The 25,022-nt window shown below is 62.8% G+C and carries 25 protein-coding genes; 18 read left to right on the top strand and 7 right to left on the bottom strand.

Going from position 1 to position 25,022, the window contains the following annotated elements:
* The first annotated feature begins 106 nt into the window (after positions 1-106).
* Both dcd and GSQ73_RS14925 read left to right on the top strand, forming a co-directional pair.
* Positions 107-673 (top strand): dCTP deaminase, encoded by a 567-nt coding sequence (gene dcd / locus GSQ73_RS14930; protein ID WP_158885373.1) that lies wholly within the window; start codon positions 107-109, stop codon positions 671-673.
* 123 nt (positions 674-796) lie between these two features.
* On the top strand, positions 797-1,312 hold the full coding sequence (locus GSQ73_RS14925) for a hypothetical protein (RefSeq protein WP_158885371.1): 516 nt from the start codon (positions 797-799) through the stop codon (positions 1,310-1,312).
* Positions 1,313-1,391: 79 nt separating this feature from the next.
* On the opposite strand, the gene GSQ73_RS14920 is transcribed toward GSQ73_RS14925, so the two are convergent.
* Positions 1,392-1,808 (bottom strand): HIT family protein, encoded by a 417-nt coding sequence (locus GSQ73_RS14920; protein WP_158885369.1) that lies wholly within the window; start codon positions 1,806-1,808, stop codon positions 1,392-1,394.
* Entirely contained in the window at positions 1,805-2,473 is a 669-nt protein-coding gene (locus tag GSQ73_RS14915) for a dienelactone hydrolase family protein (RefSeq protein WP_158885367.1), read from the bottom strand. Before GSQ73_RS14915 ends, GSQ73_RS14920 begins: the two co-directional genes overlap by 4 nt.
* 121 nt (positions 2,474-2,594) lie before the next feature.
* On the opposite strand from GSQ73_RS14915, the gene rimO reads away from it, so the two are divergent.
* The 3 genes from rimO (at position 2,595) to phnD (ending at position 5,853) form a co-directional block, all read left to right on the top strand.
* A complete protein-coding gene (gene rimO / locus GSQ73_RS14910) occupies positions 2,595-3,914 on the top strand; it encodes a 30S ribosomal protein S12 methylthiotransferase RimO (protein WP_158885365.1) in 1,320 nt (439 codons plus the stop codon).
* Between the two features lie 3 nt (positions 3,915-3,917).
* Entirely contained in the window at positions 3,918-4,733 is an 816-nt protein-coding gene (locus GSQ73_RS14905) for a DUF3025 domain-containing protein (RefSeq protein WP_158885363.1), read from the top strand.
* Positions 4,734-4,794: 61 nt separating this feature from the next.
* Complete coding sequence (gene phnD, locus GSQ73_RS14900; protein ID WP_254063418.1) at positions 4,795-5,853, top strand: phosphate/phosphite/phosphonate ABC transporter substrate-binding protein; 1,059 nt, start codon at positions 4,795-4,797, stop codon at positions 5,851-5,853.
* Between the two features lie 10 nt (positions 5,854-5,863).
* Here phnD and greB read toward each other — a convergent pair whose 3' ends face one another.
* Entirely contained in the window at positions 5,864-6,364 is a 501-nt protein-coding gene (greB, locus tag GSQ73_RS14895; RefSeq protein WP_158885361.1) for a transcription elongation factor GreB, read from the bottom strand.
* Between the two features lie 13 nt (positions 6,365-6,377).
* Complete coding sequence (locus GSQ73_RS14890; RefSeq protein WP_158885359.1) at positions 6,378-7,895, bottom strand: helicase HerA-like domain-containing protein; 1,518 nt, start codon at positions 7,893-7,895, stop codon at positions 6,378-6,380.
* 126 nt (positions 7,896-8,021) lie between these two features.
* On the opposite strand from GSQ73_RS14890, the gene GSQ73_RS14885 reads away from it, so the two are divergent.
* A complete protein-coding gene (locus GSQ73_RS14885) occupies positions 8,022-9,506 on the top strand; it encodes a transglycosylase SLT domain-containing protein (RefSeq protein WP_158885357.1) in 1,485 nt (494 codons plus the stop codon).
* A gap of 69 nt (positions 9,507-9,575) precedes the next feature.
* Here GSQ73_RS14885 and GSQ73_RS14880 read toward each other — a convergent pair whose 3' ends face one another.
* Positions 9,576-10,010, bottom strand: a complete 435-nt coding sequence (locus tag GSQ73_RS14880) for a hypothetical protein (protein ID WP_254063417.1) — start codon at positions 10,008-10,010, stop codon at positions 9,576-9,578.
* A 105-nt stretch (positions 10,011-10,115) separates the two neighbouring features.
* Positions 10,116-10,961, bottom strand: coding sequence for an archaetidylserine decarboxylase (asd, locus tag GSQ73_RS14875; protein WP_158885355.1), 846 nt, complete (start codon positions 10,959-10,961; stop codon positions 10,116-10,118).
* A gap of 115 nt (positions 10,962-11,076) precedes the next feature.
* Between asd and GSQ73_RS14870 the strand changes: the two genes are divergently transcribed.
* From GSQ73_RS14870 to GSQ73_RS14845, 6 genes are read left to right on the top strand one after another with little or no spacing between them, the layout of a single operon-like run.
* A complete protein-coding gene (locus GSQ73_RS14870) occupies positions 11,077-12,684 on the top strand; it encodes a tryptophan halogenase family protein (RefSeq protein WP_158885353.1) in 1,608 nt (535 codons plus the stop codon).
* 57 nt (positions 12,685-12,741) lie between these two features.
* Positions 12,742-13,683, top strand: coding sequence for a 50S ribosomal protein L3 N(5)-glutamine methyltransferase (prmB, locus tag GSQ73_RS14865; RefSeq protein ID WP_174236109.1), 942 nt, complete (start codon positions 12,742-12,744; stop codon positions 13,681-13,683).
* Complete coding sequence (locus GSQ73_RS14860) at positions 13,673-14,263, top strand: GNAT family N-acetyltransferase (RefSeq protein ID WP_254063416.1); 591 nt, start codon at positions 13,673-13,675, stop codon at positions 14,261-14,263. Before prmB ends, GSQ73_RS14860 begins: the two co-directional genes overlap by 11 nt.
* Before the next feature lie 26 nt (positions 14,264-14,289).
* Complete coding sequence (gene aroC, locus GSQ73_RS14855; protein ID WP_158885349.1) at positions 14,290-15,393, top strand: chorismate synthase; 1,104 nt, start codon at positions 14,290-14,292, stop codon at positions 15,391-15,393.
* Between the two features lie 16 nt (positions 15,394-15,409).
* Complete coding sequence (locus tag GSQ73_RS14850) at positions 15,410-16,432, top strand: D-glycerate dehydrogenase (protein WP_158885347.1); 1,023 nt, start codon at positions 15,410-15,412, stop codon at positions 16,430-16,432.
* Positions 16,433-16,443: 11 nt separating this feature from the next.
* On the top strand, positions 16,444-17,475 hold the full coding sequence (locus GSQ73_RS14845; protein WP_158885345.1) for an aspartate-semialdehyde dehydrogenase: 1,032 nt from the start codon (positions 16,444-16,446) through the stop codon (positions 17,473-17,475).
* Positions 17,476-17,528: 53 nt separating this feature from the next.
* On the opposite strand, the gene GSQ73_RS14840 is transcribed toward GSQ73_RS14845, so the two are convergent.
* The gene (locus tag GSQ73_RS14840; RefSeq protein ID WP_216844785.1) at positions 17,529-17,744 is read right to left on the bottom strand and encodes a hypothetical protein; all 216 of its coding nucleotides are present in this window, start codon (positions 17,742-17,744) and stop codon (positions 17,529-17,531) included.
* A 197-nt stretch (positions 17,745-17,941) separates the two neighbouring features.
* Here GSQ73_RS14840 and GSQ73_RS14835 point away from each other — a divergent pair, with 197 nt between their 5' ends.
* From GSQ73_RS14835 to accD, 6 genes are all read left to right on the top strand, one after another.
* Positions 17,942-20,356, top strand: a complete 2,415-nt coding sequence (locus GSQ73_RS14835; RefSeq protein ID WP_158885335.1) for a FimV/HubP family polar landmark protein — start codon at positions 17,942-17,944, stop codon at positions 20,354-20,356.
* Between the two features lie 106 nt (positions 20,357-20,462).
* Entirely contained in the window at positions 20,463-21,245 is a 783-nt protein-coding gene (gene truA, locus GSQ73_RS14830) for a tRNA pseudouridine(38-40) synthase TruA (RefSeq protein ID WP_158885333.1), read from the top strand.
* Positions 21,242-21,865, top strand: a complete 624-nt coding sequence (locus GSQ73_RS14825) for a phosphoribosylanthranilate isomerase (RefSeq protein WP_158885331.1) — start codon at positions 21,242-21,244, stop codon at positions 21,863-21,865. Before truA ends, GSQ73_RS14825 begins: the two co-directional genes overlap by 4 nt.
* A gap of 136 nt (positions 21,866-22,001) precedes the next feature.
* Entirely contained in the window at positions 22,002-23,213 is a 1,212-nt protein-coding gene (trpB, locus tag GSQ73_RS14820) for a tryptophan synthase subunit beta (RefSeq protein ID WP_158885329.1), read from the top strand.
* The gene (gene trpA, locus GSQ73_RS14815) at positions 23,210-24,010 is read left to right on the top strand and encodes a tryptophan synthase subunit alpha (RefSeq protein WP_158885327.1); all 801 of its coding nucleotides are present in this window, start codon (positions 23,210-23,212) and stop codon (positions 24,008-24,010) included. The genes trpB and trpA overlap by 4 nt, the downstream gene beginning before the upstream one ends.
* Before the next feature lie 45 nt (positions 24,011-24,055).
* Complete coding sequence (gene accD / locus GSQ73_RS14810) at positions 24,056-24,925, top strand: acetyl-CoA carboxylase, carboxyltransferase subunit beta (protein WP_158885325.1); 870 nt, start codon at positions 24,056-24,058, stop codon at positions 24,923-24,925.
* Positions 24,926-25,022: the final 97 nt, after the last annotated feature.

Below are 25,022 nucleotides of genomic sequence, written 5' to 3'. Positions count from 1 at the left end.
AACGACTGATCCGTAGCGCTCGCCAGCGCAGCGGGCCGACATGGTATTTTCAGCACCTTCGGCCGGACCTCGTCCGAGCCGCACCCGATAGAAAACTGGAGCGCGCGTGAGCATCAAACCCGACAAGTGGATTCGCCGGATGGCCGAACAGCACGGCATGATCGAGCCGTTCGAGCCGGGTCAGGTCAAGCTGCGCGACGGCCAGAAGCTGGTTTCCTATGGAACCTCCAGCTACGGCTACGACGTGCGTTGCGCCAACGAGTTCAAGATTTTCACCAACATCAATTCCACCATCGTCGACCCCAAGCATTTCGACGAAGGCAGCTTCGTCGACATCAAGTCCGACGTGTGCATCATTCCGCCGAACTCGTTCGCGCTCGCACGTACGGTCGAATACTTCCGCATACCGCGCAGCGTGCTCACCATCTGCCTGGGCAAAAGCACGTATGCGCGTTGCGGCATCATCGTCAACGTGACCCCGCTCGAGCCGGAATGGGAGGGGCACGTGACGCTGGAATTTTCGAACACCACGCCGCTGCCCGCACGTATTTACGCCAATGAGGGTGTGGCGCAGATGCTTTTCCTCGAGTCCGACGAGGAATGCGAAACCAGCTACAAGGATCGCGGCGGCAAATACCAGGGCCAGCAGGGCGTGACGCTTCCGCGCACCTGATCCGATAGATGAAGTTGCCTGAAATGGACCTGTCGAAGACTGCGTCATCAGGCAAGGTCCGGCGCTACACTTCGACGTGATCCAACGAACCAGATGAACCGACAGCTAGTCCAGGAGACTTCGATGATCCGCTTTTCAACCCTGCTGACGCGCGCCGCCACCGCGATCATGCTTTGCAGTCTTCTGGTACTCGCCGGCTGCCATACCGGCGGCACGAAGGACGATATCGTCGCCACGGCGCAGAGCAAGTACGACACCACCATCCAGGCGTACAAGAGCAACCAGTTCCTGGTCGACGGCGCCGTGCTGTCGGCGCTCGATGTGGGCAGCCATTTCTCGTATCTGAAAGACCAGGGCCAGTTGCCCAAGACTGTGCTGCTGGTTCGCAGCGACGATTCGAAGATCCGCAAGCAGCACCTCCAGTACATGGCACGTTTGCAGCTCGACTACGGGTTCACCGTGTATTACGACGACAAAGGTACGCTGAAGCGGATCAATCCTTTGGAGACGAAGGCGCGCAAACTCGAGGATTACCATGCGCCCACTGCGATGCCGGATGAGCTGAAGGGCAAGGATGCTGCGGGCTCCAGCCCAATGGACCAAGGCGGTGGCCAGCCACAGGGGCAGCCGCAGTACTGATATGACCTCGTTGTCCAGACAACGACGCCCGCGTAGCGATACGCGGGCGTTTTCGTTCATGCGGCTCTTCGGGCTTCGGCTAGCTCTTCAGCGCCTTGCGCAATCGCTCGATCAGCGTGTCGCATGGCGGTGCTTCGTACGGCTTCGCCATGCCGTGGCCCCACACCGGGCCGGGCCACGCCGCATCGCCCTGATTGCGTGCGACCACGTGCACATGCAGCTGCCGCACGATATTGCCGAGCGCGCCTATGTTTATTTTCTCGCAGGGCGTCGTTGACCGAAGCGCGGCAGCGGCACGATTGACCTCCTGCCACAGCGTTGCCTGATCGGACTCGGGCAGCTCTGCGATTTCAATCATGCTGCTGCGACGTGGCACCAGGATCAGCCAGGGATAGCGCGCATCGTTCATCAGCCGCACGTCGCACAACGGCAGCGTGGCGACGGGATGAGAATCAGCGGTCAGCCGCGCATCCAGAACGAATTCACTGTCGCTCACGCGCTGGCCAGGTGGCGTTCGAAAAAACCGAGCGTGCGCTGCAGGGCAAGCTTCGCGCTGGCTTCGTCGTATTGCGGCCCGACATCACGATTGAAGCCATGATCGGCCGGGTAGGTGAAGGTTTCCATCTGCGGCAGCAGTTCGCGATGTTTGGCGACCATGTCCGGCGTGATGTGCTTGTCCTTTTCGCCAAAGTGGAACATCACCGGCGCCTTCGGTATTTCGTGCAGAAACGGCACGTTGCGCGCGCCGTAATAGCTCACCGAAGGTAGCCCCAAGCGCAGCGCCGCCAACAATGCCACGGTGCCGCCCCAGCAATAACCGACCGTGCCGATCTTTCCGGCGGATGCAATCGCTTCGGCCGCGCTGGCGACGTCTTTCACGGCTTGTTCCAGTCCGACTTCGCCCACCAGTTGCTGGCCTTTCTTGAAACCGGCTTCGTCGTAGCCGAGTTCGACGTTGGCTTCGACGTGGTCGAAGAACGCGGGCGCGATCGCCGTGTAGCCCTGTGCGGCGAAGCCGTCGACGACGCGCCGCATGTGCGCGTTGATGCCGAAGATTTCCTGGATCACCACGATGCCACCCTTGGGTTTCCCCTGCGGTTTTGCCAGATAAGCGCCGATGCATTGGGTGCGCGTGGTCGGGATATTGATGTGCTCGCCCATGGAAAAAGCTCCGCGGATGGAAAGCGGTGAATATTAGCCGCGCCGGCGTCAACGCCGCGCTCACGTATAATCCGCTGTTTCGCGCGTTCTTTCGCGCCGTTTCTTACGGTAGTCCACAGTCATGTCGCAGGCAGCACACAAGATCGGTTTCGTCAGTCTCGGCTGCCCCAAGGCGCTGGTCGATTCCGAGCGCATCCTCACTCAGCTCAAGGTCGAAGGCTACGAGATCGTGCCCAGCTACGGTGAGGCCGACGCGGTAGTGGTGAACACCTGCGGCTTCATCGATGCGGCGGTGCAGGAGTCGCTCGACTCCATCGGCACCGCATTGCACGAGAATGGCAAAGTGATCGTTACCGGTTGCCTCGGCAAGCGCGAGAGCCTGATCCGCGAAGCGTATCCGGAGGTGCTGTCGATCAGCGGCCCGCAGGATTACGCCAGCGTGATGAGTGCCGTGCACACAGCCTTGCCGCCACAGCGCAATCGCTTCCTGGACATCGTGCCGGACATCGGCGTGAAGCTGACGCCGAAGCACTACGCCTATCTCAAGATTTCCGAAGGCTGCAACCATCGCTGCAGTTTCTGCATCATTCCGTCAATGCGCGGCAATCTGGTATCGCGCCCCGTGGACGAAGTGCTGCTGGAAGCGGAGCGCCTGGTGAAGGGCGGAGTGAAGGAGTTGCTGGTGATCTCGCAGGACACCAGCGCTTACGGCGTGGACCTGAAGTACGCCGAGCGCCAGTGGCGCGACAAGACGTATCGCACGCGCATGACGGATCTGTGCGAAGGCCTGTCAGAACTCGGCGTGTGGGCGCGCCTGCATTACGTCTATCCGTATCCGCACGTGGACGAAGTAATGCCATTGATGGCTGCGGGAAAACTGCTGCCATATCTCGACATTCCTTTCCAGCATGCCAGCCCGCGCATCCTCAAGCTGATGAAGCGCCCGGGCAATATCGACAAGACGCTGGAGCGCATCCAGAACTGGCGCAAGGCCGTGCCCGATCTCACGATTCGCAGCACTTTCATCGTGGGTTTTCCCGGCGAGACCGATGCGGAGTTCGAGGAACTGCTCGACTTCCTGCGCGAGGCCGAACTCGATCGCGTCGGCGCGTTTGCCTATTCGCCGGTGGACGGCGCCAAGGCCAACGAGCTGCCCGATCCGGTATCGGAAGAATTGAAGGAAGACCGCCTGGAACAATTCATGGCGGTGCAGGCCGAGATTTCCGCCGCCAAGCTGCAGCGCAAGATTGGCCGCACGATCAAGGTGCTCGTGGATGAAGTGGGAGCGGACGGCGCCGTCGCGCGTTCCGCTGCCGACGCACCGGAAATCGACGGCACGGTGTTGATCGCCGATGGCCAGAAGCTGAAAGCCGGCCAGTTCGTCGACGTCGTGGTCGAAGAGGCAAGCGATCACGATCTGCACGCGCGCCTCGTCGGCTGAGTTGTGCGTTACCACGCGCCGTCGCGCGGGGCCGTGGACGCGGATGTATTCATCCGTCAGCCGCTGGTCGCATGGAGCGACTACGCGTCGCTGCTTCAAGGTGATGCGTGGCCTTCCGTAGGGCAGCTTAACGATCTGCTTCCAGCCAATGCCGATTATCGCTTCATCGCGCAAACGCCCGCGCTGCTGGCCGACGGCCTGCACTACGAACAGCGCATTGCCGAAAGCGGCCAGATCGCCACACGCGAGGGCAACTGGCACGACTTGCTCAACGCACTGGTCTGGCTGCGCCATCCGTCGATCAAGCAGGCGTTGAACCGTCGCCAGATGGACGAGATCGTCCGCATGGGCCCCAAGCATCGCTCGCGTTCGCAGTATGCGATGACGCATTTCGACGAAGCCGGCGTCGTCGTACTTCTGCGTGACCCGTCGCTGCTCGCGCTATGGGACGCGCACGACTGGCATGCACTGTTCTGGCAGCGGCGAGAGGCGTGGCTCGATGGCTCCATCGACGTTGCGTTATTTGGTCATGCTTTGCTGGAACACGCGTTGAGCCCGGAGAAATTGCTGGTCGCGAAAGCGCTGGTATTCCACGCGGCAGGAACGACCGGCATGCCGGATGCGCTGGCATGCTGCGCGTCACTGATCGCCGATGGTTCGTTGCTGCGCGACCCGCTCGAACTGCGACCGTTGCCGCTTTCCGGCTTGCCGGGATGGCATCCGGACAGCGCCAGGGAAGTTTTTCATCGCACCACCGTCTGCTACCAACCACGCCGTGCCGGGCGCGATTACCCTCCAGCGCACAGATTGCCGGAATGACGGTTGCCCCGATGAGTCAACTTGTCTATATACGGTTGTTGATAAACCGGGGAGCGGAATATTGAACAACGCATGGCGCGAGCCGCTGCAGCAGCGTCGACGAAGAATCCTCGGCCGTGTCGTCGCGATGGGGTTGATGGCGATCATGCTGCCGCTCGCGGTGCTGGCTGGCGGTACACAGAATGAAAAAAGTGCACCGGCATCGCTGCGATTCGGCATTCTCCCGATCGGCAGCGCCGCCGAGTCGCTTCAGCAATGGCGACCGCTGCTGGACGAATTGCAGAAGCAAATCGACATGCCGGTCACCACCGTTTCGGTGAGCAGCTACACGGGCCTGTCAAGCATGATCGGCGCGCAAGGCGTCGATGTGGCGTTCCTCTCCGGCAGGCTCGCGGTGGAGGCCGTGGCGCACCAGCACATGCGCGTGTTCGCGCAGTTCGTGCGCAGCGACGGCGCCAAGGGCAACGTCGCGATGCTCGTGGTGCGTGGCGATGGTCCGATCCATTCGCTCGACGACATGCTGTCCAGATCCGGGCAATGGCGCTACGCGCGTAGTGAACCGCTTTCGGTGAGCGGCTACATGATGCCGGAGGCATACGTTTTCGCGCCGCGCGGCATCAACTCCGACACGTTTTTCGCGAGCGTGCACGTAGGCGGGCATCAGGCCAATCTTCTTTCCGTGGTCAATCGCGATGCGGACGTCGCCAGCAGCAATAATCCCGATCTTGATTTGTTTCGCCACAAATTTCCGACCGAGGCATCGCAGCTCAAGGTGATCTGGCGCTCGTCGCTGATACCCTCGGGCGTGTTTGTCGTCCGCGAAGGTCTTGCCGTGTCGGTGCGTCAACGGCTCACCGATTTCATCCTGGCGTACGGACATGCATCCGGCGACAACGGCAATCGAGAGCGCGCAACGTTGGCGCGTATTCCCGACCTCGGCGGATTCGCTCCGCAGGACAATCACGTACTGCAGCCATTTGTCGACATGCAATACGTCTTGCTGCGCCAGCAGGCAGAACACGGACAGTGGGTGAGCCCGCAAGCGCGCGAAGCGCGTTTGGCGCAGATCGAAAGTGACTATCGACGAGACTCGCGCGCGTTTTCGCCCGCTGGAAAATAGCGCCGCCGGGTCAGTCGTATGCGACGGAAATGATCGCAAAGCGCGCCGTTCCACCCGGGAGTTCCGCAGCGAATTCGTCGTCGACGCGTTTCTTGAGCACGCCGCGCGCCAGCGGTGAGTCGATGCTGATCCAGCCCAGCCGCGCATCGGTTTCGTCGGGGCCGACGATGCGGTAGTGCAGGGCTTCGCCGGTATGGGCGTTTTCAAGTTCGATGCGTGCACCGAAAAACACCAGACTGCGATCGCTTGGTGCGCCCTCGGCCACGCGCAACGCCGGAATGCGCTTGCTGAGATAGCGCGCGCGCCGATCGATTTCGCCCAGCTGCTTTTTGCGATAGATGTATTCCGCGTTTTCGGAGCGATCACCTTCGGCGGCGGCTGCTGCGAGTGCCTTAACGACTTGCGGCCGCAGCACGTGCCACAAATGATCGAGCTCGGCCTTCAGCCTTTCAAAACCATCGCGCGTGATGATGGCGGTCGAACCGGGAGCAGGCGGGCGCCAGCGGCTCATGCGAAACCTCGGTTCAACGCTTGCCGCCGAAGATGCCACCCAGCACGCCGCGCAGAATCTGCCGGCCGAGTTGACTACCCATCGTTCGCACGACCTGCTTGCCCATCGTTTCGACCATGCCCTGGCGACGCTTGGTGCCGAATAGTGCGTCGTGCACGGCGCCGCCCCATCCGGGCGAATCTGCGGGCGCTGCCGGGTCGATGACCTTGCCGCCGGCGGTGGTCGCACCGCTGCCGGCGTCAGCGGCCTTTTCGCTGGCGCGCCTTGCCAGCATTTCCTCGGCGGAGTCGCGATTCACGGTGGTGTCGTACTTGCCGCCGACCGGCGAGCGCTGGCGAATCGTGCTGCGCTCGGCGTCGGTAATCGCGCCGATGCGGCAACACGGGGAAGTCACCAGCACCTGTTCGACCGGCGTCGGCACACCGCCGTTGGCGAGTGTGGAGGCGAGCGCTTCGCCAACCGCGAGCTGGGTGATGGCCGTGACCACGTCGAGTTTCGGATTGGCGACGAAAGTTTCGGCCGCAGCCTTCACCGCTTTCTGATCGCGTGGAGTGAAAGCGCGCAGCGCATGCTGGATGCGATTGCCGAGCTGGCCGAGGATCACGCCGGGCACATCGTCGGGATTCTGCGAACAGAAATACACGCCCACGCCCTTGGAGCGAATCAGCCGCACGACTTGCTCCACGCGCTGCTGCAATGCCGGCGACGCATCGTCGAACAGCAGGTGCGCTTCGTCGAAGAAGAACACCATTTTCGGCTGGTCGAGATCGCCGACTTCCGGCAACTGCTCGAACAGTTCCGACAGAAGCCACAACAGAAAGGTGGAGTAGAGCCTGGGCTTGAGGATCAGCTGATCGGCGGCCAGCACGTTGATGATGCCGCGGCCGCTCATATCCTGGCGCATGAGGTCGGCGAGTTCGAGCGCGGGCTCGCCGAAGAACTGATCGGCGCCGTCCTGTTCCAGTTTCAGCAGCGCGCGCTGGATCGCCGCGATGCTGGTCGGGCTGATCAGTCCGTAATGGCTGGAAATATCCTTGGCATTCTCTGACGCGAACGTGAGCAGCGAACGCAGGTCGGCGAGATCGAGCAACAGCAGACCCTGGTCATCGGCCACTTTGAAAATGACCTCGAGCACGCCTTCCTGCGTGTCGTTCAACTCCAGCACGCGACCGAGCAGGGTCGGGCCCATTTCGCTGATCGTGGCGCGCACCGGATGGCCAAGCTTGCCGTAGATATCCCAGAAGATGACGGGGTTGGCCTGCGCCTTCCAGTCGGTGAGTTTCAACTTGGCCAGGCGTGCCTTGAGCTTGTCGCCCGGTTCGCCCGCAGCCATGGCGAGGCCAGCCAGATCGCCCTTGGCATCAGCCAGGAAGCAGGGCACACCAAGGCGCGAAAAGCCTTCGGCCAGCACCATCAGCGACACCGATTTTCCGGTGCCGGTGGCGCCGGCAATCATGCCGTGACGATTACCGTACTGCGGGTCGAGACTGACGCTGGTGCTGTCGTTGCGGCCGATCAATATGTCCGTCATGGCGGTGCATCCTTCGTTGATGCCCGATTGTAGCCAACCCCGTGGGGTTACCGCCGGCCGCGTTGAGTCGAAGCGCTGCGCCGGCTATGGTGGGCGCTTTACTCGCTCGCATGGATCAAACAAGCAATGTCGTTGTCCGCGAAAAAATCTTCTTGCCGCACCGCGCTGCTCGGCAGCGCGATGGCCATGCTCACCGCGTGCGCCGGCACGGCCGCCGTGAAACCCGCCGCGCCCGTGAACGCGCTTTACGCGCAGCTCGATCTTGCCAGCAAGGGTTACGAAACGGCCTTGCAGCAATCGCGCGAGGGCAATCTGCAAGCGTCGCAGCTCACGCTCACGCAATCGCTGGACCGCCTGAAGGAAGCGGCTGCGCGCTGCGGCAATACGCCGGGCTGCGATCCGCAACGATTCTTCTCGGTGTTCGATCGCCTGCTGCGCCTGAAGGACGGCGACTTCAGTGGGGATCAGGATCTGGATAGCGATGTCGATCCGTCGCAGGCCGCACTCGCTGCCGGCAAAGCTGGAGCGACAACCCTGCCGGAGGCAGAGCGAAGCGTGACGCTGCTGCATGGGCAGAAACTTTCCGAACTGATCGCGATGAACGGTCCGGTGAAAGCCGCGCTGGAAATGTGGCTGACGCAGTGGCGCCCGCAGTTGATGGACGCGTACGTCAACTATCAATACATGCGTTTCGAGATGTGGCCGCAGTACCAGAAAGCCGATCTGCCCGAAGCGTTGCTGTTCGGCATCATGGCGAAGGAATCCGGCGGCAAGGTGCATGCGGTTTCGCGCTCGGGCGCGGCCGGCCCCTTGCAGTTCATGTACGCCACCGGCGCACGTTTCGGCCTGACCAGCGACAGCGGCTTCGACACGCGCTACGACCCGGGTGCGTCGGCGCGTGCGAATGCCGAATATCTCAACGAACAGTTGCGCATTTTCAACAACAACCTCGAGCTGTCGATCGGCGCCTACAACGGCGGTGAAGGACGCATGCGCCGCGCGGTCGGAGATAACACCTCGGTGAGCTTCTACGATCCGCGCATCTACAACCAGCTGGCGCCGGAGACACGCGACTACGTGCCCTCGGTGCTCGCCGCCGCGTGGTTGTTCCTGCATCCGGAAAGCTACAACCTCAAGTTCCCCAAGATCGAAGGTGATGCGGGCGCAGTGCAGCTGAAGCGGCCTGCATCGCTGACCGAATTGACCGTGTGCCTGGGCACGACCAAGGGCATGGGCGATGGATGGTTTCGCACCTTGCGCAATCTGAATCCACGGCTCGATCCGCAAGTGGTGCAACCGATGGGCGCGTCGATCCAGGTGCCGAAGCCGCTGGAGAAAATCTACGCGCTGCGTTGCGTCGATGGACCGTGGCCGATCCTTGCGCATGATCTGCACGCTGCAGTGGTGCCCGTCGTGGTGCCGGCGCCGGAAGTGCATGCAGCGCCAGCGCCCCGTCAAGAGCGTCGCTACAAGGTTCGTCGCGGCGACACGCTGGTGAGCATCGTGCGCAAGCTGCATTGTTCGAGCGTGGATGAAGTGGCCGGCATGAACGGCCTCAAGCACCATCGCATCAGCGTGGGCAAGACGATCCGGCTGCCTGTTTGCGATTGAAGATGATCAGCTGAGCGATCGATTGACCCCGCGCAACTGATCGCCGTGATCTGCGTGTACTGATGCAGATCAGGCGACAGCGCTGTCCTGTATCCAGCTTTCTTCGGGACTGGCCGCCTGCATTTCCTTGAGCTCGCGCAGAATCTGCATCAGTTGCCGATATTGCGGTTGAAGGCTGGTGTGCGGGGAATTCTTGGTCTCGTGATAGGCCACGGCCAGCCACAGTGCCATGCCGCGCAGCGCGACTTCGGTGTTGCCGGAACACGCGCGTTCGTAGCCGACTTCCGTTCCCTGCCCCCAAGGCTGGAAGCGAGCTTCCGGCGGCGTGCCGTAGAGATGCGGAAAATCGCTGCGTGATGCCTGGCCGATCTCGCGCAGGGTCAGCGTGCTCAATCGCTCGCGGCTGCGCTTGGGCAGCGCACGGATGCTGCGCTCGATGTCGCGGAACTGTCGACCCAATTGACGCGCACGCATCATCACGAAGAAAGGAGTGAGTATCTGCATGGTGTCCCCTTGGCTGGAATTGCCGCCACGATACGCGGCAAGCCCAGAGCGTAGCGGGGAGATTGGACGGTTTGCGCCTAGATCGTCACAAAACGACGCATTGCATCAGCCCGGCGAGCGGTGACCGATACGCTGGCCGACCAGGACGTGCTGCAGCGGCTGCAGCGCATCGAGTGCAGCCATTCCGGCGGGCAGCAGCATGATCACCGTCGAGCCCATGTTGAAGCGGGCCATCTCGGCGAAACGGTCCAGCGTGATGTTCTGGCCCTCGAACGACTTGCGCCGGATCGACGACGCATACGGCGGAATCACCAGCCCGTCCCACACCGTCGCCACCGACGACACCAGGATCGCGCCGACCATCACCACCACGAACGGGCCGTGCTCGCCGTCGAAGTGACACACCAGCCGCTCGTTGCGCGCGAACAGGCGCGGTATCGCTTCCACCGCGAACGGCGCCACGCTGAAGATGCGGCCCGGCACATGCACGGTTTCCCGCAACGTGCCTTTCATCGGCATGTGCACGCGGTGGTAATCGCGCGGCGAGAGATAGACGGTGACGAAGCTGCCATCGCGATACGGCTGCGCGGAAGCCTCGTCGCCCAGCAGTTCTGCTGCGGAATAATCCTGGCCCTTGGCCTGGAAGATGCGGCCATCGACGATCGCGCCCGACTGGCTGATGCGCCCATCCGCGGGGCAGAGCAAGGCCAGCGGATCGGCGTCGGCCGCACGTGCATCGGGGCGCAGCTTCCGCGTGAAGAACGCATTGAAATGCTGGTAGGACAGCGCGTCGGGCTGCGCCGCCTCGCTCATGTTGACGTCGTAGTTGCGCACGATGGTGCCGATCAGCCAGTTCTTCCACGGCGTAAAGGTCCAGCGCGTGGCCCAGTAGACGATGCGGGAGAGAAACCGGTGCGGCAGGATGTACTGCAGGAATACGTTGAAGGTCATCCGCGCAGTATATCGGGCGCTCAGGCGCTGATGAGTGCGAATGACTGCGTTGCTATCGAGCACGGCACGCTGTGGCATGCTCTGGCGCTCGATCCCGCCAGCGACCGCGCCCGCCATGTCCGTCTCTGCCACCGTCTTCAACCAGACCAGCAACGAACATCACGCCACACGCGTCGGCGCCGAACCGCCTGTGCGCAGGATCGTGGTCGTCGGCGGCGGTACGGCAGGCTGGATGACCGCGCTGATGCTGGCCAATTCCGCCTACGGCTCCGCGATTCAGGTGACGGTGATCGAATCACCGCAGGTGGGCACGATCGGCGTGGGCGAGGGTTCGACGCCTTATCTGCGCAAGTTTTTCGAAGGCCTGCGCATCGAGGAGTCGGAGTGGATGCCCGCGTGCAACGCGACTTACAAGAACGGCATCACCTTCGACAAGTGGTCGACGCGTCCCGGATTTGAAAGCTACTTCCATCCGTTTGCGTCGATGCTCGACAACCTGACCATGACGCAGTTCATCAACAACGTGCACTCGCGTTTGAACTACGCCGACGTGGATGCGCATCCCGATCGCTTCTTCATTGCCAGTCGGCTGGCGCGCGAAGGTCGCGCCCCGCGTCCGGAACGCCATTTTCCATTCGAGATATGGCATGGCTACCACTTCGATGCGGGGCTGCTTGGCGCTTTTCTGTTGAGGAAATCGCTGGAGCTTGGCGTGCGTCATGTGCCGCGGCACGTGAACGAGGTGGTCCTGAAAGACAACGGCGATATCGGCTCGCTGCGCCTCGAAGGTGACGAGATGCTGGACGCCGATTTCTTCGTCGACTGCACCGGCTTCGCTTCGATGCTGGTCGGCAAGGCGCTGAAAACGCCGTTCGTTTCCTACGCGGAAAACCTGTTCAACAACGCGGCGATCGCGCTGCCCACGCCCATCGACGGGCCGATCATGTCGCAGACCATTTCGACCGCGCTCAAGAACGGCTGGGCCTGGAAAATTCCGTTGACCAATCGCTTCGGCAACGGTTACGTCTACAGCACCGATTACTGTTCGCCAGATGAAGCGGAGACCGAACTTCGCGCGCACCTCGGGTTGCTCGATGCCGATGTCGAAGCGCGCCACCTGAAGATGCGGGTTGGGCGTGTCGCCGAAAGCTGGAATCGCAATTGCCTCGCGATCGGGTTGTCGCAGGGTTTCATCGAACCGCTGGAGGCCACCACGCTGTTGTTCGTGCAGCGCACCGCCACCGCCTTCGTGGCAGCGCTGGAGATGGGCGATCTGGGTGACGAGGCACGGCAGGCATTCAATCAGACGGTCAACGCCCAGTTCGAAGGCACTCGCGATTACATCGTCACCCACTACAAGACCAACACGCGCACCGACACCGCCTATTGGCTCGACAACGCGGCCAATACGCACCTGTCGAATCCGCTGAAGCAACTGCTGAGCACGTGGCTGGCCAGCAAACCGATCGTTGCGGGATTGAAGAAGGGCATCTTTGGCCAGGGCTATCCAACGCTGTCCTGGTACAGCCTGCTTGCCGGCATGGGCCTGTTTCCCGATCCGGAACAGATGCGGCCGCCGACGCCTGAAGAAGCGCAGCATGACCTGGCGCAGATCGACAACATGCTCGAACGCAGCGCGATGAATTACCCCGACCAGCGGGACTTGCTGCAGCGGATTCCGCCGATGTCCACCGAGCCGTCTCTGCAGGTCTATCTCTGGTAAGCCATCCATGGCGCAAGTGATGCGCGCAGGCCAGCCGCTATACTTCGCGGCCCCGCCATGGAAGCCATCGCCGTGACCGCCGAACTTGCCTCGATCATCGACTTCATCCGTTACGGCGCCAGTCGTTTCTCCGCCGCCGGGCTCACCTTCGGGCACAGCCACGACAACCCGATCGACGAGGCCACGCATCTCGTACTGGCGAGCCTGCACCTGCCGCCGGATATACCGCCCGCCTATGGTGTCGGGCGGCTTACGGCAGACGAACGCGCGAATGTGCTGGCGCTGATCGAGCGCCGCGTCACCGAGCGTTTGCCGGTTGCCTATCTGGTCGGCGAAACCTGGTTCGCCGGATTGAAGTTCAAGAGCGATCGCCGTGCGCTGGTGCCGCGTTCGCCGATCGCCGAGCTGATCGAGTCGGGCTTCGCGCCGTGGCTCGACGAACGCCATATCGAGCGCGCGCTGGACATGTGCACGGGTTCGGGCTGCATCGGCATCGCGATGGCCGAGTACAACCCGGAGTGGAAAGTCGACATCGCCGACGTGAGCGAAGAGGCGCTCACGCTGGCACGCGAAAACATCGTGTTCCAGCACGTCGAAAAGCGCGTGCGCGCGATTCGCTCCGATCTTTTCGCGGGCGTCGAAGGCCAGCGCTACGACCTCATCGTCTCCAACCCGCCCTACGTCACCGACGACGAATACGCAGCGCTGCCGGGTGAATACGCGCATGAGCCGAAGCTTGGGCTGACCTCGGGCGCCGATGGCCTGGACTTGTGCCTGCGCATGCTCGACGAGGCGGCCGAATACCTTACCGATGACGGCCTCCTGATCATTGAAGTCGGCGAGAGCGAGCACGCACTGGCCGAGCTGCTGCCCGAAGTGCCCTTCATCTGGATCGAATTCAAAGTCGGTCAGATGGGCGTATTCGCGCTCGAGCGGCGCGATCTGGTCGACCATGCGGATGCGATCGGTGCAGCAGCATCCGCCCGTCGTGTCGGCTGAGCGAATGGAGACGGCCATCCGCACGCCGCGGTTGCTGCTCGATGCGTTGAAGCCTGCGGATGCCGAAACGCTATTCGCCTATCGCGCCGATCCCGAGGTGGCAAGGTTCCAGGGATGGTGTCCGGCCGATGTGGAAGAGGCGCGCGCGTTCATTGATGCGCAGTCGCGACTGTCATTCGATCACGCGAACGGCTGGGTGCAGTGCGCGATTCGTCTACACAAATACGGTGAGTTGATCGGCGACCTCGGCCTGAATCTGCCTGCCGACCGCGAGGCAACGGTCGAGTTCGGTATCAGCATCGCACCGGCGCATCAGGGCCACGGCTACGCATGCGAAGCAGTAAAAGCATGCTTCGAACGCGTATTCGGTACGCTGGGGCGACACAGGATCCACGCCTCGGTCGATCCGCGCAATCTCGCCAGCGTCGCCATGCTGAAAAGCCTCGGCATGCGTCAGGAAGCACATCATCGCGAAAGCTTGTGGCTGCGTGGCGAATGGCTGGACGACATGATTTTCGCCTTGCTGAAGCGCGAATGGATGCTGCATCAGACATCGGACAGCATCGCGGTTAAGCTGTAACGCTATCCAACGGACGTCCACTTCCCGTGTCCAGCAACTCCTTCGGCAAACTCTTTTGCGTTACCACGTTCGGCGAAAGTCACGGGCCGGCGATCGGCTGCGTCGTCGACGGTTGCCCGCCCGGCCTGACCATCGATGCAGCGGAGTTCCGCACCGATCTCGATCGACGCGCCACCGGCAAAAGCCGCTACACCTCGCAGCGGCATGAGGCGGATGAGGTGGAGATTCTTTCGGGTGTCTACGAAGGCAAGACCACCGGCACGCCGATCGCGCTGTTGATTCGCAACACGGACCAACGCAGCAAAGACTACGGCGAGATCGCGCAGACCTTTCGTCCCGGACACGCCGATTACACCTACTGGCAGAAATACGGCATCCGCGATCCGCGTGGTGGCGGGCGATCGTCGGCGCGCGAAACCACCATGCGCGTGGCTGCCGCGGTGATCGCCAAAAAGTGGCTTACCGAACGCTACGGCGTGCGCGTGCGCGGTTATCTCGCGCAGATCGGCGAGATCACACCGGAAGGCTTCGACTGGGACGCGGTGGAAGAGAATCCGTTTTTCTGGCCGGCGGCTGCGCAGGTGCCGGTACTGGAAAGTTATATCAATGCGTTGCGAAAAACCGGTGACTCGGTTGGTGCGCGCGTGAATGTGGTGGCGGAAGGTGTGCCGCCGGGTTGGGGCGAGCCGATCTACGGCAAGCTCGACGGTGACCTGGCCAGTGCATTGATGTCGATCAACGCGGTCAAGGGTGTCGAGATCGGCGACGGGTTCGCGGCGGTGACACAGCGTGGCAGCGAGCATCGCGACGAAATGCGTTTGGACGGCTTTACGTCCAATCACGCCGGTGGCATCCTCGGCGGCATCAGCAGCGGCCAGCCCGTGACGGCATCCATCGTGCTCAAACCCACGTCCAGCATTCTCATTCCGGGTCACAGCGTGAACCTTGCCGGTGAGCCGGCCGAAGTCGTGACCAAGGGTCGCCACGACCCCTGCGTCGGCATCCGTGCCACGCCGATCGCCGAGGCGATGATGGCGCTCGTGCTGATGGACCACGCATTGCGCCATCGTGCACAGTGCGGCGACGTCGGCGTGGTCGAGCCGCGCATTCCGGGACAGTCTCCCTCGTGAACGATGGGAGTTGCGGATGAGCGGCAAGCCACGGGTGTGGATTTCGCGCCCGACGTTCCCCGATGTCGTCGCTCGGCTGGACGAACATTTCGAGGTGGTCGAAGAGCCGCACGAGGTGAAGTTTTCTTCCGCTGAACTGGCGGCGAAACTGGCCGATTGCGACGCCGCGATCGTCGGACTCAAGGAGCACATCGGTGCTGCGGAAATCGCGGACGCGAAACGTCTGCGCATCGTCGCCAACCTGGGCGTGGGCTACGACAATCTCGATCTCGACGCGTTGACGGCGGCAGGCATCGCCGCGTCGAATACGGCCGACGTGCTCAACGAAAGCGTGGCCGACTATGCGTGGGCTTTGATGCTCGGTGCAGCGCGACGCGTCGGCCCCGCCGAACGCTGGCTGCGGGCAGGGCAGTGGAAGGCCACCGAATTCACCCAGTGGCTTGGCATGGACATGCGCGGCCGCACGCTCGGCATCCTTGGCATGGGACGAATCGGTCAGGCGATCGCGCGGCGCGCGATCGGTTTCGGCATGCCCGTCATCTACCACAACCGCTCGCGCCTGCCGGAGTCGATCGAGCGCGAATGCGCGGCGCGTCTTGTCGACAAGACGACGCTGCTGCGCGAGAGCGATTTCCTGATGCTGGTATTGCCGCTGACGGCAGAAAGTCGCCATGCGATTGGCGCAGCGGAACTCGCGTCGATGAAACCGACTGCGATGCTGGTGAATATCGCGCGCGGGGGCATCGTCGACGACGATGCGCTGGCGGCAGCGCTTGCCGGTGGAAAGCTGGCCGCCGCAGCGCTCGACGTTTTCGAAGGCGAGCCAGCGGTGCATCCATCGCTGCTCGCGCTCGACAACGTGTTGCTCAGCCCGCATATCGCCAGCGCCAGCCACGGCACGCGCCGCGCGATGACCTCGCTGGCGATCGACAATGTCATCGCCATGTTCGGCTTCGGCCCGCAGGCTGGCCGACCGCCCACACTTCTCAACCCCGCGGCGCTGGTTTCATCCCGCTTCGATCTCCATTCCAAGAACTGAAGAATCCATCCATGAGCAAGAAGAGGAGCTACAAAGTCGCAATGGTCGGCGCTACCGGAGCGGTGGGCGAGACGTTGCTGGCGATACTCGCTGAACGCGATTTTCCGGTGAGCGAACTGGTGCCTTTGGCCAGCGAGCGCTCTGCCGGCGGAAAGGTGAGCTTCAACGGTGAGGAAGTCACCGTGCAATTGCTGGATACCTACGATTTCACCGGCGTCGATATTGCCTTCTTCTCTGCCGGCGGTTCGGTCAGCCGCGAACACGCGCCGCGCGCCGCGGCAGCTGGCGCGGTGGTGATCGACAACACTTCGGAGTTCCGTTACGACGACGACATCCCGCTGGTGATCAGCGAGGTGAACCCTCACGCCATTGCTGATTACACGCGCCGCGGCATCATCGCCAACCCGAACTGTTCGACCATGCAGATGCTGGTGGCGCTCGCGCCGATCCATCGCGCGGTGCAGATTGAGCGCATCAATGTGGCTACGTATCAGTCGGTATCCGGCGCCGGCCGCACCGGCATGGAAGAACTCGGCAAGCAGACCGCCGCGCTGCTGAACTTCCAAAGCGTGGAGCCGGGCAAGAAATTTCCCGCGCAGATCGCGTTCAATGTGATTCCGCAGATCGACGATTTCCAGCCGAACGGCTACACCAAGGAAGAAATGAAATTGGTGTGGGAAACCCGCAAGATCCTGGAGGACGAGTCGATCCAGGTGAATCCGACCGCGGTGCGCGTGCCGGTGTTCTATGGTCATTCCGAGGCAGTGCACATCGAAACCAGCGAAAAAATCACCGCCGAGCAAGCGCGCGAACTGCTCCTGCAGGCGCCAGGCGTGGTGGTGGTGGACGAGCGCAAGCCGGGTGGTTATCCGACGCCAGTGGGTGAGGCCGCTGGAAACGATGCGGTGTACGTGGGCAGGATCCGTGAGGACATCTCGCACGAACGCGGGCTCGACCTGTGGATCGTGTCGGACAACATCCGCAAGGGCGCGGCATTGAACGCCGTGCAGATCGCCGAGCGACTGATCGAGGATTATCTGTAATGCGTGCTGGCTTGTTGCTCGCTGGTTTCATGCTCGCGGCGTCATGCGTGGCGTCAGCGGCTGAAACGAATGGCAAGCCAGTCGCGTTGCATCGTCATCACGCGCATGCCCATTCGCTCAGCACGCGTCAACGCGTAGCCAGGCATGAGGTCGAAGTCCAGCACCTGCAACAGGATGTCTCGAAACAGGAAGCACGCAGCCAGCAGGCAACCGAACGCCTGCAGCAGCAGGATCAGGCCATTGCCGATTTGCAGAAGCAATTGCAGCAAGCGCGACCGAGCCAGCCCGCGGAGCATCATTGACGCCGATCACGGCAGTGAGAACGGACTGCAGCAATGCGCTGCAAGTATTCGCCGCAGCTATTGTTGATTCGCCTGCATGTAACTAAAGTGGCACCTCGTTGGGGCAACGGCCGCTGCAGCGGGGAACCATGCATGGCAACGGAAATCGTTCGGGGGAGCAGGCAATGAATCGTTCGTTGAAGTTATCGATGCTGGTGGCGCTGGCACTGGGCAGCAGTCATGTCCTGGCGCTCGACCTTGGGCAGATCCAGGTCAAATCGGCATTGGGGCAACCGTTGCTGGCGGAAATCCCCTTGCATGCCGCCAACGCATCGGAGTTGAAGAATCTCACCGTCCAGTTGGCCTCCAGCGAGGATTTCGCCCGCGCCGGCATCAGCGGCGGACGCACGGCGATTCCCCTTCACTTCAGCGTGGCCAGTAACGGAAACGGTCAGCAGGTGATTCGCATCACCAGCAGCACCGCCGTCGATGATCCCTATCTTGACCTGCTGCTCGAAGTCCATGGCAGCGCAGGCAAGAGCGTGCGTGAGTTCTCCATCCTGCTCGATCCGCCCGGCACGTCGAGCCAAGTCGCGGCCACTGCGGCGCAGACCCGCATGGCGCAACGAACCACGCCGGTTCCGCCGAAGGAGCCGCGTGCAGCGGCTGCTGCACAACAATCAAGCGCGCAGGCGGCGATGCCTTCGGATTCCAGCGTCGGTGTGGCCGCTTCTCCGCATCGGACGCGCCATGCCGCCGCCCCCGCGGTGGGTGGCAATGGCCAGTACGGGCCGGTGGCACGGGGCCAGACGTTGTCGTCGATCGCACGCAACACGGCACCTGCCGGCGTCGATGTACATCAGATGCTGCTCGCGCTGAAACAGGCCAACCCGGACGCTTTCTATCGCGACAATATCAACGCCCTGAAAACCGGCGCCGTGTTGCGTGTGCCGACCCAGACGGAAGCGCAAGCGATGGAAGTCGCGGCCGCCGTCGCGGAAGTGCAGCGCGAAAACAGCGACTGGCGCGCTGGCACCACGAGCAAGCCCGGCATCGTCGCCGATGCCGGAACGCGTGCCAACGCATCCAGCTCGCCGACCAGCAAACCGAGCAAGACTGGCGATCACCTCGCGTTGGTGCCGGCGAAGGAAGGCAACAGCGCAGGTACGCAAGGCAACACCGCCGGAGCGAAGGGCGACGCATCATCGTCCACGGGCGCACGACAGGATCTGCTGCGCACCAAGGAGAGCCTCGCCAGCCTTCAGCAACAATCGGCGGATCTGAAAACGCGGCTCAAGGATCTGACCGACATCAACAGCAAGAACGAGCGTCTGTTGTCGCTGAAGGACAACGAGATCGCCGAGTTGCAGAACAAGCTGGCCGAAGCACGCAAGGCCGGCGGAACTCCATCGACACCGGTTGTCGCACAGAACAAGCCTGCTTCGGCGAGCAGCGCGCCGGCCACGGCTGTCGTGCCTGCCCATGCAGCCACGATCGCGCCAGCCAAGTCCGGTGCCGCTGCGCTTCCCGTCACGGCTCCTATAACCGCTGCGTCGTCAACAACGACCGCCGTGACAAAGCCTGTCATCGCGGCAAGCTCGCCGACAGCGAGCGCGCCCGCCGTGGTCAAGCCGGTGGTTGTACCCGCCGCCAAGCCGACTGTCGCCCCGCATCCTTACAAGCCCACTCCGGTACAGGTCGCGGAAGACCCCTGGTACATGCAGCCCTGGGCATGGGCTGTGGGCGCCGTCGTGTTGTTGCTGCTGATCGTGGCGGGCCTGCGTGGGCGCCGTCGTAGCGCGGTGACCACGTCCGGTTCCGCGTCGTCGCTGGCCGACCGTTTCGGCTCGGATGTCCCGGGCGATCACGGTCTGGTTGGCAGCGAGGACGTCGATCTGGACGAACTGCTCGACCAGCTGGCCGAGCATCCCGACGACATCGGCCTGCATCTCGAACTGGTCACGCTGTATTACTCACGTCGCGACGTGGATCACTTCGAAGCCGCCGCGGAAGCGATGCACGCGCACATCACCGATCCGCAGCAGGACGAGTGGCAAGACGTGATGCACATGGGCGAGGATCTCGCGCCGGGCCATCCGCTGTTCGACCATCACCCCGAACTGCCGCCGAACGAAGCGAACGAGGCGCGCCGCGCTTTCGATATCGACGACTACGCCGACAACAGCGCTGCGCATGCGACGGAATCGGCGGTGCCGCCGCTGCCTGCGTCACCGAAAAAAGTCAGCGAGTACAGCTTCAATTTCGACCTGACCTCAGCGAACCAGGTGGTGGCTGATGCGGACAAGTCGGCCCTTGCCGATGTGCAAGCGGACGAACATCACGAAACACCGGCCAGCACCGACAGCACCCCGCCGAGCTGGCAGTTTGACGAATCCGAGCCGCATGTAGCGCATCCGGATCACGGCCACGAGCTCGGCGAGTTCAACGACGATCCGGTCGATACCAAGCTCGATCTGGCGCGTGCCTACCTCGACATGGGTGACGCCGATGGCGCGCGCGCCATGCTCGGCGAGGTCATCAAGGAAGGTAGCCAGATGCAGCAGGATGTCGCCAAACGCCTGCTGGAGAACCTTCACTGAAGACGCTGTCACGCGTCGCATCGAATGTCGGGCCGGCCTTGCCGGCCCGACCTCGTTGAGGGCCTGCTAATCTTTGACGTCATCGACGGAATTCCATCACCAAGCCATGCGTCTCGCCCTGGGTATCGAATACGACGGCACTGATTTCTGCGGTTGGCAACGGCTGAAAGTCGACGCGAGCGTGCAGGCGGCCGTGGAAGCTGCGCTCTCCAAAGTCGCTGCGCATCCGGTGGAAATCAGTTGCGCGGGCCGCACCGATGCCGGCGTTCACGGTCGCTGCCAGGTTGTTCATTTCGATACCGAAGCGCAACGCGACATGCGAGGTTGGGTGCTGGGCACCAGCTCGAATCTTCCGCCCAGTGTCGCGGTGCTGTGGGCACAACCGGTGCTGGAAAGTTTTCATGCGCGCTACGCAGCACGCAGTCGACGCTACTGTTATCGCATCCTCAATCGGCCCGTTCGCGCCGCGCTCGATGCGCGTTACGTAACCTGGGAGCGGTTGCCGCTGGATGCCGAGCGCATGCATCTTGCCGCGCAGGCCTTGCTGGGCGAGCACGACTTCAGCACCTTTCGGGCCTTGTCGTGTCAGGCCATCCATCCGCGACGGAGCATGCTGGAGATCGATGTGCGACGTGACGGCGATTTCGTCGTCGTCGAAGTCGAGGCGAACGCCTTTCTGCATCACATGGTGCGGAATATCGTCGGTTCGCTGCTGCTTGTGGGACGCAACGAGCGACCCATCGAATGGATGGCTGAACTGTTGGCTGCCCGTGATCGACAAATCGCCGGGCCGACCGCGCCGGCGTCGGGGCTTACCTTCGTTGGCCCGCGTTATGAAGCGCACTGGAAATTGCCCATTGAAGTGACGTTGATGGAGAGCAATCCATGACCCGCATCAAGTGTTGCGGCATGACCCGCGTGGAAGACGCGCTGCTCGCGGCGCAGCTCGGTGCCGACGCCATCGGTGTCGTGCTTACGAGCAGAAGTCGCCGGCATGTTTCTGTTGCGCAGGCAGCGAAGATCGTGCGCGCGATGCCGCCGTTTATCGGAACGGTGGCGTTGCTGATGAATGACGACGAGTCGCTGGTCCGCGACGTGATCGAGATCGTGCAACCCGCATTGCTGCAATTTCACGGCGCGGAGACCGATGCATGGTGCGCGCAATTCGGACGGCCTTTCATCAAGGCCATCGCGATGGGCGAGGGCGCCTCGGCACTGACGCAGCTCGGCAATTTTCCGAACGCGAAAGGCTTGCTGCTGGACAGCCATGGCCTGGGCGAAGCCGGCGGCAGCGGCAAGGTTTTCGACTGGTTGTTGATGCCCACGTCGACAACACAACCGCTTATCCTTGCCGGCGGCTTGCATGCGGGCAACGTGGGCGCTGCGATACAGCGCGCGCGACCGTGGGCCGTCGACGTCGCCAGCGGCGTCGAATCCGAACCCGGCATCAAGAACGCACGAAAGCTCGCGGATTTCATCCAGGCCGTGCGCGCGGCGGACAGGGCCTAGCGTAGTCGTCGAGTTTTGTCCCGGGCAGCGATCCCGCTAAGATGATCGATCGTTGCCGCACTGCGGCAATCCTTCTGCAGGTCCACCGACGCGAAGCGCGATGTCGTGACAGCGATCTGCATCAACGAGCGAGTGCATGAACAAGATCGTGGATTTCAACGCCTATCCCGACGCGCAAGGGCGCTTCGGCAACTACGGCGGCAGCTACGTCGCCGAAACGCTGATGGCGCCGCTGGCCGAACTGACGGAAGCCTATCTGCGACTGCGCGAGGATCCGGAGTTCATCGCCGAGCTCGATCACGATCTGAAGCACTACGTCGGCCGGCCCAGCCCGATCTATCACGCCGAACGTCTGTCAAAGCACGTTGGCGGTGCGCGCATTTTGCTCAAGCGCGAGGATTTGAATCACACCGGCGCGCACAAGATCAATAACACCGTCGGCCAGGCGCTGGTCGCCAAACGCATGGGCAAGCCGCGCATCATCGCCGAGACCGGCGCAGGCCAGCATGGCGTTGCCAGTGCCACTGTCGCTGCGCGGCTGGGCCTCAAGTGCGTCGTCTACATGGGTGCCGTCGATATCGAGCGGCAGAAGATCAACGTCTATCGCATGAAGCTGCTCGGCGCCGATGTGGTGCCCGTCACCTCCGGCTCGAAGACGCTGAAGGATGCGCTGAACGAAGCGATGCGCGACTGGGTGACTAACGTGGCCGACACGTTCTACATCATCGGCACGGTGGCCGGTCCGCATCCGTATCCGCTGATGGTGCGTGACTTCAACGCCATTGTCGGACGCGAAGCGCGCGCGCAGATGCTCGAGCAATATGGACGTCTGCCGGACGTGCTGACCGCATGCGTCGGCGGCGGCTCCAACGCCATCGGCCTGTTTCACGCTTTTCTCAATGACGCCGACGTTCGCATCGTCGGCGCCGAGGCGGCGGGTGAGGGTATTGCGACCGGGCATCACGCGGCATCGCTGGCGGCGGGTCGCCCGGGTGTGCTGCATGGCAATCGCACTTATGTGCTTTGCGACGACAACGGCCAGATCACCGAAACGCATTCGGTGTCGGCAGGTCTGGATTACCCGGGCGTGGGTCCCGAGCACGCGTTCCTGAAAGACGCGAACCGTGCCGAGTATGTCGGCGTCACCGACGACGAAGCGCTGAAAGCGTTCCATCTGCTGGCGCGCACCGAAGGCATCCTGGCCGCGCTCGAATCCAGTCACGCAGTGGCGCAGGCGATGAAACTCGCACGCGACATGCCGAAGGACGGCATCGTGCTGTGCAATCTCTCCGGCCGTGGCGACAAGGACGTGCACACGATTGCGGCGCGCGAAGGAGTCGACGTATGAGCCGCATCGATCGTCGCTTTGCGGCCTTGAAAATGGCCGGCCGCACCGGCCTGATTCCGTTCGTCACCGCCGGCGATCCCTCGCCCGAGCACATGGTGGTGTTGATGCATGCGCTCGTTGATGCGGGCGCGGACATCATCGAACTGGGCGTGCCGTTCTCCGATCCGATGGCGGACGGCCCGGTGATCCAGCACGCCAGCGAGCGTGCCATCGCGAAAGGTATCGGTCTTGCACAGGTGCTGGCCTGGGTGACCGCGTTTCGCGAGCGCGACACCGACACGCCGATCGTGCTGATGGGCTACCTGAATCCGGTCGAGATTCACGGCTATGTGCGGTTCGCCAGCGAGGCTGCGAAGGCGGGCGTCGACGGCGTACTTCTCGTCGATTGCCCGCTCGAAGAAGCAGCGGTGCTGCAGCCGTTGCGAGACGCCGGATTGCAGCAGATTCTGCTCGCGGCGCCGACCACCGCACCCGCGCGTATGGCGCAGCTGTGCGGGTCCGCGGAGGGCTTCCTGTACTATGTGTCGTTCGCTGGCATCACGGGTGCGGCGCAGTTGAACACGGCCGACATCGCTGCGCGCGTCGCGGAGATTCGCCGCCAGTCGAAGGCACCGGTGGCGGTCGGTTTCGGTATCCGTGATGCGACGAGTGCTCGCGCGATCGCCGAATTCGCCGACGCCGTGGTGATCGGCAGCGCGCTGGTCGATCGGCTGGATGGCGCTACGAGCGCTGAAGACATCACCGCGCGGACGCATGCGTTTCTCGCTCCGATCCGCGCCGCGCTGGATGTGCATTGACATGAGCGGCACCACGCAGGTGCCCACCACGAATCAGGTGACGCGATGAACTGGTTGCAGAAAATCATGAACCCGACCACCCGCGCCCAGCAGCCGAACGCCGGCAAGGGCTCGGTGCCGGAAGGCGTATGGGAGAAGTGCGGCGGCTGCGGCACGGTGCTGTATCGGCCGGAGCTCGAGCGCAACCTGATGGTCTGTCCGAAGTGCGGTCACCACCATTACATCGAGGCGCGCACGCGCCTCAATGCGCTGCTCGACGAAGGCTCCGCAACGGAACTGTGGGCCAGCATGGAGCCAACCGACCCGCTGAAATTCCGCGACTCCAAGAAGTACCGCGACCGCATCATCGCCACGCAGAAAAAAGTCGGCGAGAAAGACGCGCTGCTCGCGATGAGCGGCAAGCTCAAGGGCCGGCCATTGATGGCGGTGGCGTTCGAGTTCGCCTACATGGGCGGCTCGATGGGCTCGGTGGTCGGCGAAAAATTCACCCGCGCCGCCGAACGTGCATTGGCCGAGCGCAGCGCGCTGGTGTGCTTTTCCGCCACCGGCGGCGCACGCATGCAGGAAGCGTTGTTTTCGCTGATGCAGATGGCCAAGACCTCCGCCGCACTCGCTCGTCTGCGCGATGCCGGCGTGCCGTACATCAGCGTGCTCACCAACCCGACCACCGGCGGCGTCTCCGCCAGTCTGGCGATGCTCGGCGACATCAACATCGGCGAGCCCAAGGCACTGATCGGTTTTGCCGGCCCACGCGTGATCGAGCAGACCGTGCGCGAAACCCTGCCCGAAGGTTTCCAGCGTTCGGAATTTCTGGTCGACCACGGCGCCATCGACCTGATCGTCGATCGCCGCGAAATGCGCGACAAGCTGGCTGATCTGTTCGGTATTCTCATGCGCTCGCAACGCGCGGCCTGAGCGCTTGAGTTGTCCACAGCCATTGTGGAAGCAACCCGTGGAAGCCTGTGGACAAGTAGGCTATCTGCCTGACCGCAAAGGAACTCGCGACGGACTG

The organism is Rhodanobacter sp. L36, from assembly GCF_009765755.1.
In the GTDB taxonomy this organism is placed as follows: Bacteria; Pseudomonadota; Gammaproteobacteria; order Xanthomonadales; family Rhodanobacteraceae; genus Rhodanobacter.
The sequence above is the reverse complement of the archived record's forward strand: the minus strand, read 5'-3'. Positions and strand labels throughout refer to the sequence as shown.

Excerpts from the sequence above, each read along its gene's own strand:
- GSQ73_RS14925 (WP_158885371.1), top strand. The coding sequence starts at position 797 with ATGATCCGCTTTTCAACCCTGCTGACGCGCGCCGCCACCGCGATCATG.
- GSQ73_RS14915 (WP_158885367.1), bottom strand. The coding sequence starts at position 2,473 with ATGGGCGAGCACATCAATATCCCGACCACGCGCACCCAATGCATCGGC.
- rimO (WP_158885365.1), top strand. The coding sequence starts at position 2,595 with ATGTCGCAGGCAGCACACAAGATCGGTTTCGTCAGTCTCGGCTGCCCC.
- greB (WP_158885361.1), bottom strand. The coding sequence starts at position 6,364 with ATGAGCCGCTGGCGCCCGCCTGCTCCCGGTTCGACCGCCATCATCACG.
- GSQ73_RS14890 (WP_158885359.1), bottom strand. The coding sequence starts at position 7,895 with ATGACGGACATATTGATCGGCCGCAACGACAGCACCAGCGTCAGTCTC.
- GSQ73_RS14885 (WP_158885357.1), top strand. The coding sequence starts at position 8,022 with ATGTCGTTGTCCGCGAAAAAATCTTCTTGCCGCACCGCGCTGCTCGGC.
- GSQ73_RS14880 (WP_254063417.1), bottom strand. The coding sequence starts at position 10,010 with ATGCAGATACTCACTCCTTTCTTCGTGATGATGCGTGCGCGTCAATTG.
- asd (WP_158885355.1), bottom strand. The coding sequence starts at position 10,961 with ATGACCTTCAACGTATTCCTGCAGTACATCCTGCCGCACCGGTTTCTC.
- GSQ73_RS14870 (WP_158885353.1), top strand. The coding sequence starts at position 11,077 with ATGTCCGTCTCTGCCACCGTCTTCAACCAGACCAGCAACGAACATCAC.
- prmB (WP_174236109.1), top strand. The coding sequence starts at position 12,742 with ATGGAAGCCATCGCCGTGACCGCCGAACTTGCCTCGATCATCGACTTC.
- GSQ73_RS14850 (WP_158885347.1), top strand. The coding sequence starts at position 15,410 with ATGAGCGGCAAGCCACGGGTGTGGATTTCGCGCCCGACGTTCCCCGAT.
- GSQ73_RS14845 (WP_158885345.1), top strand. The coding sequence starts at position 16,444 with ATGAGCAAGAAGAGGAGCTACAAAGTCGCAATGGTCGGCGCTACCGGA.
- GSQ73_RS14835 (WP_158885335.1), top strand. The coding sequence starts at position 17,942 with ATGAATCGTTCGTTGAAGTTATCGATGCTGGTGGCGCTGGCACTGGGC.
- truA (WP_158885333.1), top strand. The coding sequence starts at position 20,463 with ATGCGTCTCGCCCTGGGTATCGAATACGACGGCACTGATTTCTGCGGT.
- GSQ73_RS14825 (WP_158885331.1), top strand. The coding sequence starts at position 21,242 with ATGACCCGCATCAAGTGTTGCGGCATGACCCGCGTGGAAGACGCGCTG.
- trpB (WP_158885329.1), top strand. The coding sequence starts at position 22,002 with ATGAACAAGATCGTGGATTTCAACGCCTATCCCGACGCGCAAGGGCGC.
- trpA (WP_158885327.1), top strand. The coding sequence starts at position 23,210 with ATGAGCCGCATCGATCGTCGCTTTGCGGCCTTGAAAATGGCCGGCCGC.
- accD (WP_158885325.1), top strand. The coding sequence starts at position 24,056 with ATGAACTGGTTGCAGAAAATCATGAACCCGACCACCCGCGCCCAGCAG.